General features: G+C 41.7%; 8 protein-coding genes and 1 pseudogene. 2 read left to right on the top strand and 7 right to left on the bottom strand.

The window, feature by feature from the left end:
• Positions 1 to 2 precede the first annotated feature (2 nt).
• From AC6IZ0_RS07460 to AC6IZ0_RS07430, 7 genes and pseudogenes are all read right to left on the bottom strand, one after another.
• Positions 3 to 557, bottom strand: coding sequence for a Uma2 family endonuclease (locus AC6IZ0_RS07460; RefSeq protein WP_497725638.1), 555 nt, complete (start codon positions 555 to 557; stop codon positions 3 to 5).
• A gap of 73 nt (positions 558 to 630) precedes the next feature.
• The gene (locus AC6IZ0_RS07455) at positions 631 to 1,872 is read right to left on the bottom strand and encodes a type ISP restriction/modification enzyme (protein ID WP_497725637.1); all 1,242 of its coding nucleotides are present in this window, start codon (positions 1,870 to 1,872) and stop codon (positions 631 to 633) included.
• A 76-nt stretch (positions 1,873 to 1,948) separates the two neighbouring features.
• Positions 1,949 to 3,697, bottom strand: coding sequence for a type ISP restriction/modification enzyme (locus AC6IZ0_RS07450; protein ID WP_497725636.1), 1,749 nt, complete (start codon positions 3,695 to 3,697; stop codon positions 1,949 to 1,951).
• A gap of 30 nt (positions 3,698 to 3,727) precedes the next feature.
• The gene (locus AC6IZ0_RS07445) at positions 3,728 to 5,170 is read right to left on the bottom strand and encodes an N-6 DNA methylase (protein ID WP_497725635.1); all 1,443 of its coding nucleotides are present in this window, start codon (positions 5,168 to 5,170) and stop codon (positions 3,728 to 3,730) included.
• Between the two features lie 1,665 nt (positions 5,171 to 6,835).
• A pseudogene (msrB, locus tag AC6IZ0_RS07440) lies at positions 6,836 to 7,344 on the bottom strand (peptide-methionine (R)-S-oxide reductase MsrB).
• 57 nt (positions 7,345 to 7,401) lie between these two features.
• Positions 7,402 to 12,531 carry an nSTAND1 domain-containing NTPase gene (locus tag AC6IZ0_RS07435; protein WP_497725634.1) on the bottom strand — a complete coding sequence of 1,710 codons (5,130 nt, stop codon included), beginning with the start codon at positions 12,529 to 12,531 and terminating at the stop codon, positions 7,402 to 7,404.
• A 670-nt stretch (positions 12,532 to 13,201) separates the two neighbouring features.
• Positions 13,202 to 14,941 (bottom strand): ABC transporter ATP-binding protein/permease, encoded by a 1,740-nt coding sequence (locus tag AC6IZ0_RS07430; protein WP_497725633.1) that lies wholly within the window; start codon positions 14,939 to 14,941, stop codon positions 13,202 to 13,204.
• A gap of 138 nt (positions 14,942 to 15,079) precedes the next feature.
• Here AC6IZ0_RS07430 and AC6IZ0_RS07425 point away from each other — a divergent pair, with 138 nt between their 5' ends.
• Positions 15,080 to 15,220 carry a hypothetical protein gene (locus AC6IZ0_RS07425; protein ID WP_271734177.1) on the top strand — a complete coding sequence of 47 codons (141 nt, stop codon included), beginning with the start codon at positions 15,080 to 15,082 and terminating at the stop codon, positions 15,218 to 15,220.
• Between the two features lie 12 nt (positions 15,221 to 15,232).
• On the top strand, positions 15,233 to 16,039 hold the full coding sequence (locus tag AC6IZ0_RS07420; protein ID WP_497725631.1) for an Rpn family recombination-promoting nuclease/putative transposase: 807 nt from the start codon (positions 15,233 to 15,235) through the stop codon (positions 16,037 to 16,039).
• The last annotated feature ends 134 nt before the right edge of the window (positions 16,040 to 16,173 follow it).

Below are 16,173 nucleotides of genomic sequence, written 5' to 3'. Positions count from 1 at the left end.
CGTCAAAAACTTAACCAGCTAAAGACTTCTTGAACAGTGATCTTTAAATCAACCCCTGTGATAACTGGTAGGCGATCGCTATTTTTAAGTTCTTGAACTCGGCGATCGCTATCTACTACTAAAATACTTTCATCCTCACTATCAACTAACCAACCTAACTCAGTTCCATATTCAGCACAATGTAGTAATTTACTGAGAACTTGTTTATATTTCTGTTCGGGAGAGAGAATTTCAATTACCCAATCTGGATGGATTTCAAACCGATTGGCGATGCGTCCTGATGGTAACCTAGGGATGCGCTCCCAGCGAAATACCGCTATATCTGGGACAATTGCTAATCCACCAAAAATACAGCGTAGTTCTGGAAAAGCTTTAGCGATTTTCTGAGGTTTAGTAATTTGATTAATAGTTTCGCATAGCTCAATCTGTAGTTGGCTATGTTCCCCTTGAAGCATTGGTTTCTGTATAATGTGTCCATGAATCAATTCAGAAGCTGGTTCTGTTTCTGACAATTGTAAAAATTCTTCTATAGTTGTGGGTTGTGCTGTAATCGTCATAGCTTTATGCTCAAACCTCTTTGATTTTAACAGCCAAGTGACAGGTCAGCGCCTATCCTGAGATTTTGGGATTCTAAACCACAGGGAAACTAGGAATAGTCTGATCAATTAACTGCATTAACTTAATAGTCTCTTGCAACGCCACCACTACACGCCGATAATGTAGAATATCTTCATGATTTAGGGTGCGTCCTTTGCGGTCTTTGAGCCATTTTTGACAAACTTGATATCCACCAATATAAAAGTTCCACACCTGTTCTGGTACCCCTGTGAATTTATCCCCCTTTTTATTAATCACTACCGCACCTTGAATATATTTAGGATATCCTGAATCTACTATTTGACCTCCGCCATTTTCTGTAAATTGGGTGATCAGGTTATTTAATTGGGGTGATTTCATCAGGTGTAGTGCTACTAGTTCTTGTCCATATTCTGCAAGTTGACAAAATAGCTCATTGTTGCTGGTGAGGGGAACACGGGGGAAGTCGATTTTGAGAAATTCGGCGTAACGGGTGCGGTAGGTGGGACTGTGGAAGATGGCGTATATGTAATAAAATATGGTTTCTGGTGTGGGGAGGTAACCAAGGTTTGTTTCTATTTTGTTGAGAAAGTCTTGTGAAAAGTTAGGGCGTTTTTCTGGTTGGAGTTCTTGGGGTTTATTTGTGTCCGGGTAAAGGTAGAGGGGGAATATTGACGCAGCACCTCTTGAACAAGCAAAACTTCTATCAATAGCTGGAACTTTAGATACAAGTACATGAGAATATATAACTTGATCTTGCATTTGCCTAATAGACATTAAACATAAATTATCTTTACCTACAACATGATTAATTAATTCACCCCTGGGTCGATCTATTATTGCGGTACTATAATAACAGTAACGCCAATCAAAAGGACGATATAAACAGGTAATGATTTTTGATTGCCAATTATTGTCAGCTTTAACTGTTTTCCGTGCTTCCTTTAATTGCCAATCTCGATTATCTTTTATATCATATTTCCGCGAGTATTCCGCATCAGAAAGTTTCTCATTTCGCATTTCGTTAAATCTTTGAGAGATTTTATCTAGTTCAAAATCAAGCGCCAAATGATCTCGATGAGTTTGAAAGCCTAGCACATTAACAGGGATAATATCAGTAATCTTAAAATACTGGTCATACTCTGCTAACAAATCCCTATCTTGAGGAATCAATAGATAAAAAGGAGATTGGGGGTTAATTATCTGAAAATCTGTAGACTTAACCGTATTTTCTGTTAGAGCTTTATACTTATCTGTCCTTAAACCATATAAATGAGCGTGATAAATTTTCGTCATAATTTTATGGATAGCATGAAAATAGCCTCAGAGGATATTGATTTTGATCACATTTCGCTCTGAGTAGCGAGGGGTTCTAAATAGGGAAACTAGGAATAGTCTGATCAATTAACTGCATTAACTTAATAGTCTCTTGCAGCGCCACCACTACACGCTGATAATGTAGAATATCTTCATGATTTAGGGTGCGTCCTTTGCGGTCTTTGAGCCATTTTTGACAAACTTGATATCCACCAATATAAAAGTTCCACACCTGTTCTGGTACCCCTGTGAATTTATCCCCCTTTTTATTAATCACTACCGCACCTTGAATATATTTAGGATATCCTGAATCTACTATTTGACCTCCGCCATTTTCTGTAAATTGGGTGATCAGGTTATTTAATTGGGGTGATTTCATCAGGTGTAGTGCTACTAGTTCTTGTCCATATTCTGCAAGTTGACAAAATAGCTCATTGTTGCTGGTGAGGGGAACACGGGGGAAGTCGATTTTGAGAAATTCGGCGTAACGGGTGCGGTAGGTGGGACTGTGGAAGATGGCGTATATGTAATAAAATATGGTTTCTGGTGTGGGGAGGTAACCAAAGTTTTGTTCTATTTTGTTGAGGAAGTCTTGTGAGAAGTTAGGGCGTTTTTCTTCTATGCTTTGTTGCTCTTTGGTTGTGTCGGGGTAAAGGTAGAGGGGGAAACAATATGCAGCACCTTTGTTGCTTAAAGTAATTCTACATTCTGCTGGTATATTAGTTATAGTAACATGATTAAATATTCCTTCTGCTACTTGACGAACCGTTATTAAACATAAATTATCCTTACCTGCAACATGATTAATCAATTCACGCCTGGGATAATCCATTGCTACTGTACTATAATAACAGTAACGCCAATCAAAGGGACGATATAAACAGGTAATGATTTTTGATTGCCAATTATTATCAGCTTTAACTGTTTTCCGTGCTTCCTTTAATTCCCAATCTCGATTATCTTTTATATCATATTTCAGGGAGTATTCCTCATCAAAAAGTTTCTCATCTCGCATTTCGCTAAATCTTTGATATATTTTATCTAGTTCAAAATCAATAGCAAAATGATCTCGATGAGTTTTAAATCCATTAGAATTAACAGCCATAATATCAGTAATCTTAAAATACTGCTCATACTCCCCTAACAAATCCCTATCTTGAGGAATCAATAGATAAAAAGGAGATTGGGCGTTAATTACCTGAAAACCTGTAGACATAACCGTATTTTCAGTTAAAGCTTTATACTTATCTGACCTTAACCCATATAAATGAGCATGATTAATATATCTATCCTTTCCCTTAATCGCTAAAGTAATGCTTACCCCTTGCTGAATATCAAAAACATTCTCATCCTTACTTCCATCTATCCCCGTCTCCTTCTTCTTACTATTGCCATGTAAATCATAAATGTAAATTTCATCAAAACTTTTAATTAAATGCTGACGCATTCCCCTAAAAGTAGGATTATCTAAGAAACCATGATTAGTTACAAAAGCTAAAATACCTTGATTAGTTTCATCAATCCGCCACTGAGCAAACCTGATAAACTTAACATAATCATCCTGTAACCATTTCGGGTTTTTCTCACCCAATGGGCTACCATCTACAAAATAGTAGTCATTAACTAACTCTTTAATCCAAGGGTTATTATTCTCCGAGTGTCCCGAATAAGGAGGATTACCAATCACCACCATAATCGGTTCCTGTTTTTTAACTCTTGACCCATTCCCAGCTTCCTGTGCGATTAACTCTTCCATTTGGGGAATAGCCAAATTTAACTGCTGGGTTTCCTCCCTTAACCTCACATCCTCCAAGGTATTAATTAAATAAACCCCCTACCGCACCCCACCATCAAACTTATATCCCGTCTCTTCCAAAAACAAACCCAATTTAAGATGACAAATCGCATAGGGAGCCATTAACAACTCAAAACCAAATATCCTCGGTAATAACCTCTCCTTAACATACCCAGACCATGACCGATCAACTAAACCTGCGGTCATGGTTTCCCCTGACTCCTGAAACCGTTGATAAATTAATTGACATATCCATAATAAGAATGTCCCAGTACCACAAGCAGGGTCAAGAATCATTACCTCTGGGTCTGCTAACCCCAAGGGTTTATTAAATTTCTCCTGTACCAAGATATCTACAGACCGCACCATATAAGAAACCACCGGTTCCGGTGTGTAGTACACCCCCCGACGTTCCCGCATTTGTGGTTTATATGCTGCTAAAAAGTCTTCATAGAACCGAATCACAATATCTTCCCGGTTCATCTTCATCTCAAAGTCACTGAGAATCGCTTCCATTTTAGCAGCCCGGAGGATACCAAAAATCTCTGCAATTGCCCCAATTAACTCATCACCTAAGTCTGAAGCTGTCCGCTGTGATATGTCTTCAAAGAGTTTTCGTAAGAAAGGATTGGTTTCTGGTAGCTGTTCCCAAGCTGTTTTTCTGTCAAACAGGGTTTGTTGATTGCGTCCTTGTTTTCTATCCTTGACATAACCAAACACCCTGGACGTAAATAAAGCATAGGCGATGGTTTGAGCGTAGATATCAGCAAAGCTGTAATCTTTATCGTTGTCGGAACTGAGTTTTAATGAGGGTAGTAATTCCCGTTGAAAGCTCTTGAGTAGGTTGTGTAAGTACCCGGTTTCTGATTCTTGGTGGTAAACTTCTGGGATGATTTGCTCAATTACCCGCGCTGATTTAGCTAGGAGTTGGGTTAATTCCTTGGATGTCTGAATAGGTTCATAAAATACCCACTCTACTAGGGGAACGGGGGTAGAGGTTAAATTATCAACTGCTATGGGTAATTCAGGTTGAGTGAGTCGTTTTAACCTTGCGACTAACTGACTGTCATCCCAGTTAAAGGTTTGGATCTGTGTTTGACGTAACCCCCCTTCTGTGGGAAGTATAAAAGCTACCGGTCCTGATGATTGGGGACTAGGTAATATTAGATACATGACTGGTTGGGCTTCAAAGATGCGGTTAGTATAATGACCGTAGATTTCTTGTTGCTGTGCTGGGGAGGTGAAAAATTGCTTCGCCTCGGTGTCTGTCATAGCTGTAAGCTGTGGATAAAATCCCACTGCTATGGGGGAGGTTTCCTGAGCTTCTAACTGGTTTTTACCGGGGTGTAGATACCAAAACCGTGAACCCTCTGGGTCAAGTTGTTTGAATGGATATCCTAACAGTTGCTGTAGTGCTTCAACTCGACTGTTTGGGTCTTGGTTGTTGATGAGTGGTTGCAACTGTTGTGATATAGCATTCATGGTGCTGTATGGTAGGTGTTGATACGGGAGCAATCAGGGTAAAGGATTTGCTATTGATAAATTATACTATAGTTGGTTGGGTGATGTGACAATTTTTAATACTGCGTATACCCCACCTTTTACCCTGTGAGGGCTGGGTGTGGGGTCAAGAGATATTCTAGGATAATTTAGCTAGAAGTCGGGGATCTGTGGTGCGATCGCGAAGCGCTGTTGTAAGCAGATCGCCCTGGGTTGAAAAATTGCGTTTGATGCTACACGGGGAACCGGGGGTTAGAAACCCCCGTCTCAAAGCTAAAGTCAGATGAATCTGACTGGAATCTTATGTATTTGATTATTTTTAGCTATAAGTGGGGGATCTGTGTGAATGTGGGAGGGGGCGTAAGATCCCCGACTTCTCACATTATTAGAGATAATCTAGGATAATTTAGCTAGAAGTCGGGGATCTGTGGGGCGATCGCGAAGCGCTGCTACAAGCAGATCGCCCTGGGTTGAAAAATTGCGTTTGATGCTACACGGGGAACCGGGGGTTAGAAACCCCCGTCTCAAAGCTAAAGTCAGATGAATCTGACTGGAATCTCATGTATTTGATTATTTTTAGCTAGAAGTGGGGGATCTGTGTGAATGTGGGAGGGGGTGTAATATCCCCGACTTCTCACATTATTAGAGATATTCTAGGATAATTTAGCTAGAAGTCGGGGATCTGTGGTGCGATCGCGAAGCGCTGCTACAAGCAGATCGCCCTGGGTTGAAAAATTGCGTTTGATGCTACACGGGGAACCGGGGGTTAGAAACCCCCGTCTCAAAGCTAAAGTCAGATGAATCTGACTGGAATCTTATGTATTTGATTATTTTTAGCTAGAAGTCGGGGATCTGTGTGAATGTGGGAGGGGCGTAAGATCCCCGACTTCTCACATTATTAGAGATAATCTAGGATAATTTAGCTAGAAGTCGGGGATCTGTGGTGCGATCGCGAAGCGCTGCTACAAGCAGATCGCCCTGGGTTGAAAAATTGCGTTTGATGCTACACGGGGAACCGGGGGTTAGAAACCCCCGTCTCAAAGCTAAAGTCAGATGAATCTGACTGGAATCTTATGTATTTGATTATTTTTAGCTAGAAGTCGGGGATCTGTGTGACTGTGGGAGGGGCGTAAGATCCCCGACTTCTCACATTATTAGAGATAATCTAGGATAATTTAGCTAGAAGTCGGGGATCTGTGGTGCGATCGCGAAGCGCTGCTACAAGCAGATCGCCCTGGGTTGAAAAATTGCGTTTGATGCTACACGGGGAACCGGGGGTTAGAAACCCCCGTCTCAAAGCTAAAGTCAGATGAATCTGACTGGAATCTCATGTATTTGATTATTTTTAGCTAGAAGTCGGGGATCTGTGTGACTGTGGGAGGGGCGTAAGATCCCCGACTTCTCACATTATTAGAGATAATCTAGGATAATTTAGCTAGAAGTCGGGGATCTGTGGTGCGATCGCGAAGCGCTGCTACAAGCAGATCGCCCTGGGTTGAAAAATTGCGTTTGATGCTACACGGGGAACCGGGGGTTAGAAACCCCCGTCTCAAAGCTAAAGTCAGATGAATCTGACTGGAATCTCATGTATTTGATTATTTTTAGCTAGAAGTCGGGGATCTGTGTGAATGTGGGAGGAGGGTCACATTAAACAGGGACAAAATTCATGGCGACACCGTTCATACAATAGCGCTTACCAGTCGGTGTTCGACGATCATCAAACACATGACCTAGATGTCCACCACAGTTACTACAATGTACTTCGATTCTAGTCATAAAAAATGACCGATCTACAGTAGTGGCGATCGCACCTTCAATTGGTTGGAAAAAGCTGGGCCAACCAGTACCACTGTTAAACTTAGTATCAGATGTAAACAGTGCTTGTCCACACCCAGCACAGACAAAAGTACCCTCGTCATATTGCTTATCTAGGGAGCTGCTAAAAGCGGGTTCTGTACCATGTTTTCGTAAAACGCGGTACTGTTCCGGCGTTAAAATACTGCGCCACTCTTCTTCAGGTTTAGTAATTGCAAACTGGCTTTTAGAAGTCGTCATGGTTTTGGAGTCCCCCAAGAGAAGATGTTAAATAAATTGTGTGATAAAACTGCAGTGCCGACAATTGCGGTACTAGCCTCTAAAAAATAGCGTCTGTTCATGATCTCAATTCTAACCTAAGCAATTTTTTCTACACAGCCTACATTACCCACTATTTACTAGTCAAAACAAAGTTCATACTCTTGTGTGGTAACATCAGGGTTAGTTTTGAGATAATCACCCAGGCGATCGCAAGCATTGCTCACCAGTTCATTGAGTTTCAATGTTTGCAATTCTACCTCCTCTAGGTTCCACAATTTAATAGTGGCATCCCTACCCGCAGAAGCTAGCTTAGTACCGTCAGGACTAAAACTAACGGTGTGAGCACCCTGGTTATGAGCAAAGAAGGTTTTTAACAACATAGCATTACTAATATTCCAGAGTTTGATAGTGCCATCATCGCTAGCTGAGGCCAAAACTTTGCCATCGGGGGAGAAACTAACTTGAAGTACTAAACCAGTATGGCCCTGGAAGGTGTGAACTAGTGAACCGTCTAACCTCCACAGTTTAACAGTTTTATCATCACTAGCTGAAGCAATAGTTTGGCCATCGGGAGCAAAATTAATCCTCCATATACTAGCGTTATGACCTGAAAAAGTGCTCAACAGGCGACCCTCTAAGTCCCAGAGTTTGATAGTTTTGTCCACACTAGCAGAGGCGATAAATTTACCGTCGGGGCTAAATTTGACATGAGTTACCCAACCCTTATGACCGGAAAGAGTTTGTAGCAGCTGACCGTCGCGACTCCAGAGTTTAATAGTTTTGTCTACACTAGCAGAAGCCAGAATTTGATCATCAGGGCTGAAATTCACACTCGTGATCCAACTATTATGTCCCTTCAGGGTATGCAGTAAAGTCCCATCTCGTTGGCGAATGTCGATACTGTGGTTTGTACGTCCCAAGGCCGCTATATTTTGATCTTTAGTCAAGCCAACATTGGTAACATCTTCTATGGGGGAAGGTAATGTTTCCAGTAATTGACCGTCCAAATTCCAGACCCTCATAGTTTTGTCATCACCCATGGAGGTGATAGTATTTCCATCAGCGGTGAAGCTGATTTCATTCACACTACCTTCATGACCATAGAAAATTTTAGGTAAATTTTTTCTCAACTCCCATAATCTAATAGTATTGTCATCACTACCTGACGCTATTGTGCGGCTATCTGGGCTAAAACTCAGACTATTAACCTCATGGCTATGTCCTTGTAAAGTATCTAATAAGTCACCGGCACGACTCCAAAGTTTAATAGTTTGATCACGGCTCACAGATGCTATGATTTTACCATCGGGAGAAAACCTGACTTGCCAGACACCCAGAGTATGCCCTTCTAGAGTTCTGAGTAAATTACCATCACGACTCCAGAGTTTAATTGTATATTCATTGGTGGCAGAAGCAATTGTTTGGCCATCGGGACTAAAACTGACATCCAAGACTTCTTTGGTACTTGCGGGTAAGGTTGATAACAAACGACCATCCAAACTCCAAAGTTTCACCGTGCCATCATCACTAGCTGAAGCAATGGTATCACCTTCTGGTGCAAAGCTGACGCTATTGATACTTCGGCTATGTTCTCTAAAATTGAGGAGCAATTTACCCTCACGGCTCCATAATTTGGCAGTCTTGTCAGTACTCCCACTGATTAATAACTCACCATCCGGTGAGAAACTGACGCTATTTACACCATCTTCATGATCTGTGAGAGTTGTGATTAACTTACCATCACGACTCCAGATTTTAATGGTATTATCACTACTACCAGAAGCAAATACTTGACCATCCGGTGAGAAACTGACGCTATTGACTTCACCCTGATGGTCTGTGAGAGTTGCTATTAAACTGCCATCACGATTCCATAGTTTAATGCTGTGATCAGCATAACCCGCGGCCAGTATTTGACCATCCGGTGCAAAACTAACACTAGTCACCCAGGAATCATGAGTTAACCGATGACGTTCTTGAGTGCCATAAAGTGCTTGTTGTAGGATGATTGCAGTTTGAGCTTGAATATTACTCGGGATCCCATAAGTATTTTTTTGGACTTCCCTACCCGCTTCGAGTCCCGTGACTAATGCTTCTAACTCCTGATGGGAAAACAGAAAGTTTTGTGACAAAGCATTTAAGGCTTGTATCTCTCGTAACTGGGCTTTTTGACCTTGTTGGTAAGCTAAAACAGCTAAACCAAAAGCAGTCAGTCCCAGAATGCTCATAATCCCCACTGTTCTTTGAGCTTTTCGCAGTCGATTTTTTTCTATTTGTTGTTGGCGTTGTCTTTCTACTAAACAAGCTTGAATAAAACTTTGGACATCAACAGATATTTCATCGGTGTAATTGAGATAAATCTCTTCAGCTTCTGCAAGGCGAACACCTTGTAAGAGAAAGTCAGGCTGTTGATTGTTATTCTTCCACAAAGCTGCTGCTTGGGCAACTTGACGACGCGATCGCAACAGCGCCCGATTTTCCTCCAACCACCAGCGCAACTTTGACCAATGGCGAATCAGCACCTCGTGAGCTACTTCTATAGTTACAGGGGAAGACCGGGGGGATGAGTCCGAAATTTTACCTTGTGCTCTCACCTCATCCCACACCCCTGCATCCTCTTCTAAATTCACCACCACCAGCTTGGCAGCAATTAACACTTGTAATGTTCTTTCTACCAATGCATCCGGGTATTTTTGCACAATTAGCTCAGATTTGAATACCCGTCGCCTAGTATCTTCTGTACCCTCACCCAACTGTGTCAGGGACAGAAAAATCCACCGCGCGCAGTCTTGAGCTTCCGCATCTAAACTAGTATAAACTGTTTGAGCTTTACTTTCCAAAGCTCCTTTAATTCCGCCCAAATGCTGTTGGTAAGCTTGTAAAGTAATCGCACCATTTTCGCGATATTCCCACAACTGTTCGAGAACAAATTCTAACAGTGGTAAATTCCCCGGTGATTGGTGTAACTCTTGTACTAGCACTTCGACTAATTCCGCCTCCACTGTTAAACCAACTTGTCGCCCTGGGTTAATAATCACACGTCGGTATTCTTGTTCCGTCAAGCAGGGAGTTAACAGCACACTCGACTGCTGTAATAACTTCACCAATACTGGTACTTCTAAACAGGGGGCGATAAAATCAGCCCGCAAAGTAATAATTAATTTAAACTTATCTGGCATTAGTTCCAGCGCGCCTAGGACAAGTTTTAAAAAGCGTTGTCTATCTTCACCAGATGCAAGAGTAAATAATTCTTCAAATTGGTCTACTACCAAAATTACCATTGGTTCCGGGCGTTGAGCTATCCACTGGGTAAACCCTTCTACCCCTTGGGACAACATCCCTTGTAATTCCGCCTGCTGGTAAGCTTTTTCTTTTTCCGTACCGCTATCTAGCAAGCGCTGTGATAAAGCTAGCAGAGGATTTGCACCAGGGCGACAGCTTCTCATCCACCAGTCTTCACTACCTGGTAATAGTTTACCTTGTCGCAGTTGAGCGATTAATCCCGCCTGTACTACCGAAGATTTACCACTACCGGAGGCTCCCACAACCGCAATAAATGACTTTTGCCCCAACTCACTAATTAGCTGCTCTACAACAGCTTCTCTACCGTAAAAATACTGAGCGTCCTCTTCCCGAAAAGCCCGTAAACCCCGGTAGGGACAAAGCCCTAAATCAATAGCTGCTGTTGATTGAGTGCCTGTATTGCCCGTGGGTATAATTTCAATTACACCTTGGGATCCAGATAGCCAAATATGTAGAGGTAAGTCATGCTGAGAAAATAATTGTAATTGGGTAATCCAAGCCGCAGCTGATAAACTACCCTGGGGTGGGGCTGCTTCTAAGGTAGAGTGGAGGGCTTGGGCAAATTTTTCGGGATGATTTTTAGGTGAAGCCGCAGCAATTATACATTGTCCTTGATCAAATCCTAGTTGTAAATCTTCTACCCAGTCTTGTAGGGAGGGCTTGTCATTGGCTACCCCGGGGCAATCTAAAATGATAATTTGTTGAGTATAAGTTGAACGCCTCAGTTCTTGTCTTAACCAAGAACGACTCAGTCGGGTATTTTCTCCTAAAATTAAAGCCGGTTCACCAGCTTCAGTTTCTTCGAGTCGCCCACGTAAATATAACAGTACTGTAGAAAAAACTCTCGGGTGGTTGGGTGGTGCTGCTTGTGTGGTTTGTAAACAGGTTTGAATAGTAGAGTGTAAATCTTTAGTGCTAGCTTCTATGGAGCCAGTCCAATACTCTAACTCAAAACCACCCACACCCCGGAATAATTTACTTACAGCTAGGGTGGTCTGATTTGTGGCTAGTCCCTCGATTATTAATGCTTGTCGGGGAGAGGGGGATTCTACAAGGGCTGGTTTTAATCCCAGAATTACTTCCCCCACTCCTTCTACAATACGCTTGGGTGTTTGCTGCGGATATTCCGAATACAGATGAGTGTCGCCTCTACTTTTGTTTTGCTGATTAATCAGTCGTAATTGCTGATTAGTGTCTTCAATGTATTGGCTGGTTTGATGATAAACATATCTATAAAGTGCATCAGCATCAATTAATCCTTGGGGATCAGCCGCTTGACCGCGCAACCCACGCATTAAGTAATAAGTAAATACGCCATGTCCCAGTTCGGTAAACTCCCAGGATTGTTGATTAGTATCACAGGACAGTAAGGCATAAAATCCTTTACTCTGTTTTGCTCTTTGGCGTAATAATTCCACCATCTGGGATGTGGGGTTGGGTAAGGATGCTGTAGTTATATTACTTCTGGAATTGCGGAATGTGAGATTACCGCTATGACAAGCATCTAGCCAGACTAACTGAGTTTGCGCCTGACTATTTCCCAACAGGTGCAACACTTCCTGTAAAGCTAAACCTGTGTTGAGTAAGTCATCTGTTTGAGTATCTGCTAAACACAAAAATGCTTGTTGTGAATTGGGATCTAGCATCCCATGTCCAGAAAAATAAAATAAAATTGTGTCCTGTGGTTGAGCAGCATCCGTAATTTCACTTAAGCTACGCCGCAGTGTGGAGAGGGTCGGTATTTCGGATAAATCATGGTAAACCCTCTGCTTAGTCTGGGTCAGTCCTTGGCTAGCGTCGCTCAAAGCTGCGGCTAAACCCTGACAATCTACAGCGGAGTAGCGTAGTGAGGGTAGTCTCTTGTCTTGGTATTTGTTTACTCCTACCAACAACAGCCAAAATTTTGCCTCTGCCTTTTTTAGGATATGGGTTAAGTGACTGGTAGTGATACCGAGTGGAGACATTTTAAGTTTTCTGGGTAATTAGTAAGGTCTAAGTAATAGTATAAATAAATGCTTGTTTACTGTCGCCCACAGGCTCGCCTAATGACAGCCCCATTTTTCTGCCTGATGACAAACAAGATCATGAGTACTGTCCCCGGTAGGTTGTGGGATGCAGCGATAGTAATATGACATCACCAGTAGCTACTGCCGTAAGCCAAATGGTATTCTGTTTATATTAATACTTTTTGACGAATTATTGCAGTATTTTTCTTTATTCTTAGAATTGGGGTATGAAAATTGGTGAGATTAATCCGGTAACGATAAAAAAAACGCCAATTTGGCCACATGAATGGGATTTTATTTGTTAAAGTATTGATTGTAAAAGACTTGTGGGCTTTATAGTCCAGGCTTTACTACACTTCAAGAGCATTAACTGCGGTAGTAATTCCGATACTTCTGTTAATTCTGCTCTATGACTTGAAGATTGCTGCTAGATTCTCTGTAGTGATCTCCACCAATCCCTTCTTCTCGCAAAAGGGACACGTAGAATCATAAGTCCTTGTTGATTTACTCCTATCTAACCCATAGTTCAACAGCACAAATGCTGTTGAACAGGGTTTTTTCGCAATCAAAACACCTGAGACATTTTTAATTTTGTCTGAGGTGAATGTGCATCAGGAGTGGTTAAGAATTAACTAAAAGCATTGAAATCAAGAGTATATTCGGATATGGGTAAAAACCGCCAATTAGATCTGCCATCGAGTTCTAATACATACTCATGATATTGTAACAAACTGGGGCGGTGTCCCACACTAATTAATGTGGTTTCCTTGGCTTTAAGTTGTTCATACAGCTTCTTCTCATTAGCTAAATCCAGCGCACTTGTAGCTTCATCTAGGATGACATAGCTAGGCCTACTTAGTAGGAGTCGCGCAAAGGCTAGGCGCTGTTGTTCACCTAAGGAGAGAACATTAGCCCAATCTAACTCAATTTCAAAGCCTCCAAATCTTTCTGGTAACTCTGCTAAGTTCACCTCTTCTAAGACATGGCGCATTTTACTTTCGCTGATATCATTGTCAGGGTTGGGGTAAAGTAACTGACTGCGCAGGGAACCCAAAACCATATAAGGACGTTGGGGTAAAAACATGATCTCCGATAAAGCAGGACGGATAATCTGACCAGTACCCGCATTCCATAATCCGGCGATCGCCCTTAATAAGGAACTCTTACCACTACCACTATGACCCACAATTACCAGACCCTCACCCGGTTGTAAGCTGAATGGTAAATCCCGAACTAAAGTGCGTTCATAGTTGGGGGTCAACAGGGTCACACGACGCAACGCTAGGTGAGAATCTTCTGTGATATCAATAGTCGTCATTCCTGATGGGGTTTGGTTTGTGGTTTCCAGGACTTCGGCTAAGTCCCCCATCCGTTCAATCCCCGCTGCAAAAGCTGTTAAATTTTCAAACTGACTCACTACCACAGATAAAGCCCGGAAAATCTGACTAAAGGCGATCGCAGCTTGGGTAAATGTCCCAAATTCAGTATCACCCGCAAAGTAAATTGGTGCAATCACCAAATAAGGAAGGGCTGAAACAAAATAATTATAGCTGGTAGTAAAAAAGCCTAAATTCCGTTGCCAATTGATCAACAACTCAAAGTTACGAATAGCCTGTAAAAAACGCTGTTTAAGCTGTAGTATTTCTTCTGTTTCACCTTGGTAAAAAGCGATGGATTCGGCGTTATCCCGCACATGAACCAAACCATAACGAAAATCAGCCTCGCGTTTGAGTTGATTAAAATTAATGCCTATTAACCTTTGACCCAGCCAAGCGGTTACCACAGTCCCAAAGATAGCATAGACGACCAGAGCCACCGATAGGGAAACAGAAATAGATAATAAAACCCCAGTAAAAGAGATTAAAGTAATAACTGATGTCAGAATCAGTAATGAAAAAGATAAACTAGTCCGGGTAAATGCTCTAATATCCTCAGCAATCCGCTGGTCTGGGTTATCAATTTTCTGATTAAAATTAATTTGGTAATAAGCACGATTTTGGAAGTATTTATCAATAAAATGGTTTGTCAACCACTCCCGCCATTGTAAACCCAACTTGTCTTGCAGATAGCCAAACATGACAACAATGGGAGTACCAACGACTAATAGCCCCGCATAAATGGTAATAAATCGCCAAAAAGTTGATGTATCTTGCGTTTGGGGAAAAGTCGCCAAAGCAGTATCAACATTCCGGAAAATAAAGCTAATACTGACATTAATACCATTAACAGCTAGTGCCAAGACTAGCAACAGTCCTAGTAATCCCCTAGCTTGCCATTTTTTTTCCGAAAACCAGTAGGGTTTGGCTAGCTTGAGAAATTTTTGCCACAATTGAGGGTCTAATCGTTTTGGTGGGGTTATTGTACTCATTGCCAAGTTTAAGAACATCTAATAGTAATTCTGTATGACAATTCGCCAAAGTGAAAACCGCAAAACACGGAAATTAAACACAGATACCCATTTAGATTGTAGTCTGGAGATTTCAAAGTTCAGTGGTACACGCAATTCTTGAGCGATCTGGGTATCCAGGAAGGTAAACAGGAAATAGCCCTTAAGCTAGGGGAAGGGATGACAATAGAAGCGATCGCGCGAGTTACTGGATTATCTGTAGAAGTAGTACAAAAATTACAGCAAGAATACCAGCCATGATAGAATTTTGTGATGTTTGACAACATCTGTAAATTCATCGCGGAAACATTTGCCACCGACTTAGCAACATGGCTATTGGGAAAACCTGTAGACTTAACCCAGTTAAGTCCTAAAGAACTATCTAGTGAGCCTATCCGTGCCGATGCTCTGATTTTACTGCAATCAGAGGAGGTAATTCTACATCTAGAATTCCAAACCCAGCCAGATGCGTCCATTCCCTTCCGGATGGCGGATTATCGCCTGCGAGTGTATCGCCGCTTTCCCCAAAAAAGTATGTACCAAGTAGTGATTTATTTAACAGAGACTAAATCACCAGAGGTATATAAAGACAGATTTGAAATTGACAGCTTACAACATGAATTTAGGGTAATTCGGCTGTGGGAACAACCAACAGCAGTATTTTTAGGGAGTGCAGGATTACTACCATTTGCAGTGCTGAGTAATACTAATAATCAAGCTACAACATTACAAAGGGTGGCTGATGAAATCAACAAAGTAGCTGACAAGAGAATGCAAAGTAATCTGACAGCATCCACAGCAGTTTTAGCTGGGTTAGTATTAAAGCAAGAAGTGATTCAACGCTTATTACGGCAGGATATTATGCGCGAATCAGTGATTTATCAGTTGATTAGAACTGAAGGGAAACAAGAGGGTATACAACAAGGTATACAACAAGGTATACAACAAGGTATACAGGAAGGTAAACAGGAAATAGCCCTCAACTTGCTAGGAGAAGGGATGAAAATAGAAGCGATCGCGCGAGTTACCGGATTATCTTTAGAAGTAGTACAACAATTACAGCAAGAATACCAGCCATGATAGAATTTTCTGTAAATTCATCGCGGAAACATTTGCCACCGACTTTTGGCTAGGGTGTACTATAACAGGACAATAACCATATTGCCCTGCTTAGTGTTGATATTTCCGTCAACAAAGCCCATTAATTAGCCTTG

The sequence above is a fragment of the Anabaenopsis sp. NIES-4685 genome (genome assembly GCF_059725405.1).
The sequence above is the reverse complement of the archived record's forward strand: the minus strand, read 5'-3'. Positions and strand labels throughout refer to the sequence as shown.

Bases quoted from the DNA above. Each gene is read 5' to 3' on its own strand.
- AC6IZ0_RS07460 (WP_497725638.1), bottom strand. From the start codon at position 557: ATGACGATTACAGCACAACCCACAACTATAGAAGAATTTTTACAATTG.
- AC6IZ0_RS07455 (WP_497725637.1), bottom strand. From the start codon at position 1,872: ATGACGAAAATTTATCACGCTCATTTATATGGTTTAAGGACAGATAAG.
- AC6IZ0_RS07420 (WP_497725631.1), top strand. From the start codon at position 15,233: ATGTTTGACAACATCTGTAAATTCATCGCGGAAACATTTGCCACCGAC.
- AC6IZ0_RS07435 (WP_497725634.1), bottom strand. From the start codon at position 12,531: ATGTCTCCACTCGGTATCACTACCAGTCACTTAACCCATATCCTAAAA.
- AC6IZ0_RS07430 (WP_497725633.1), bottom strand. From the start codon at position 14,941: ATGAGTACAATAACCCCACCAAAACGATTAGACCCTCAATTGTGGCAA.
- AC6IZ0_RS07445 (WP_497725635.1), bottom strand. From the start codon at position 5,170: ATGAATGCTATATCACAACAGTTGCAACCACTCATCAACAACCAAGAC.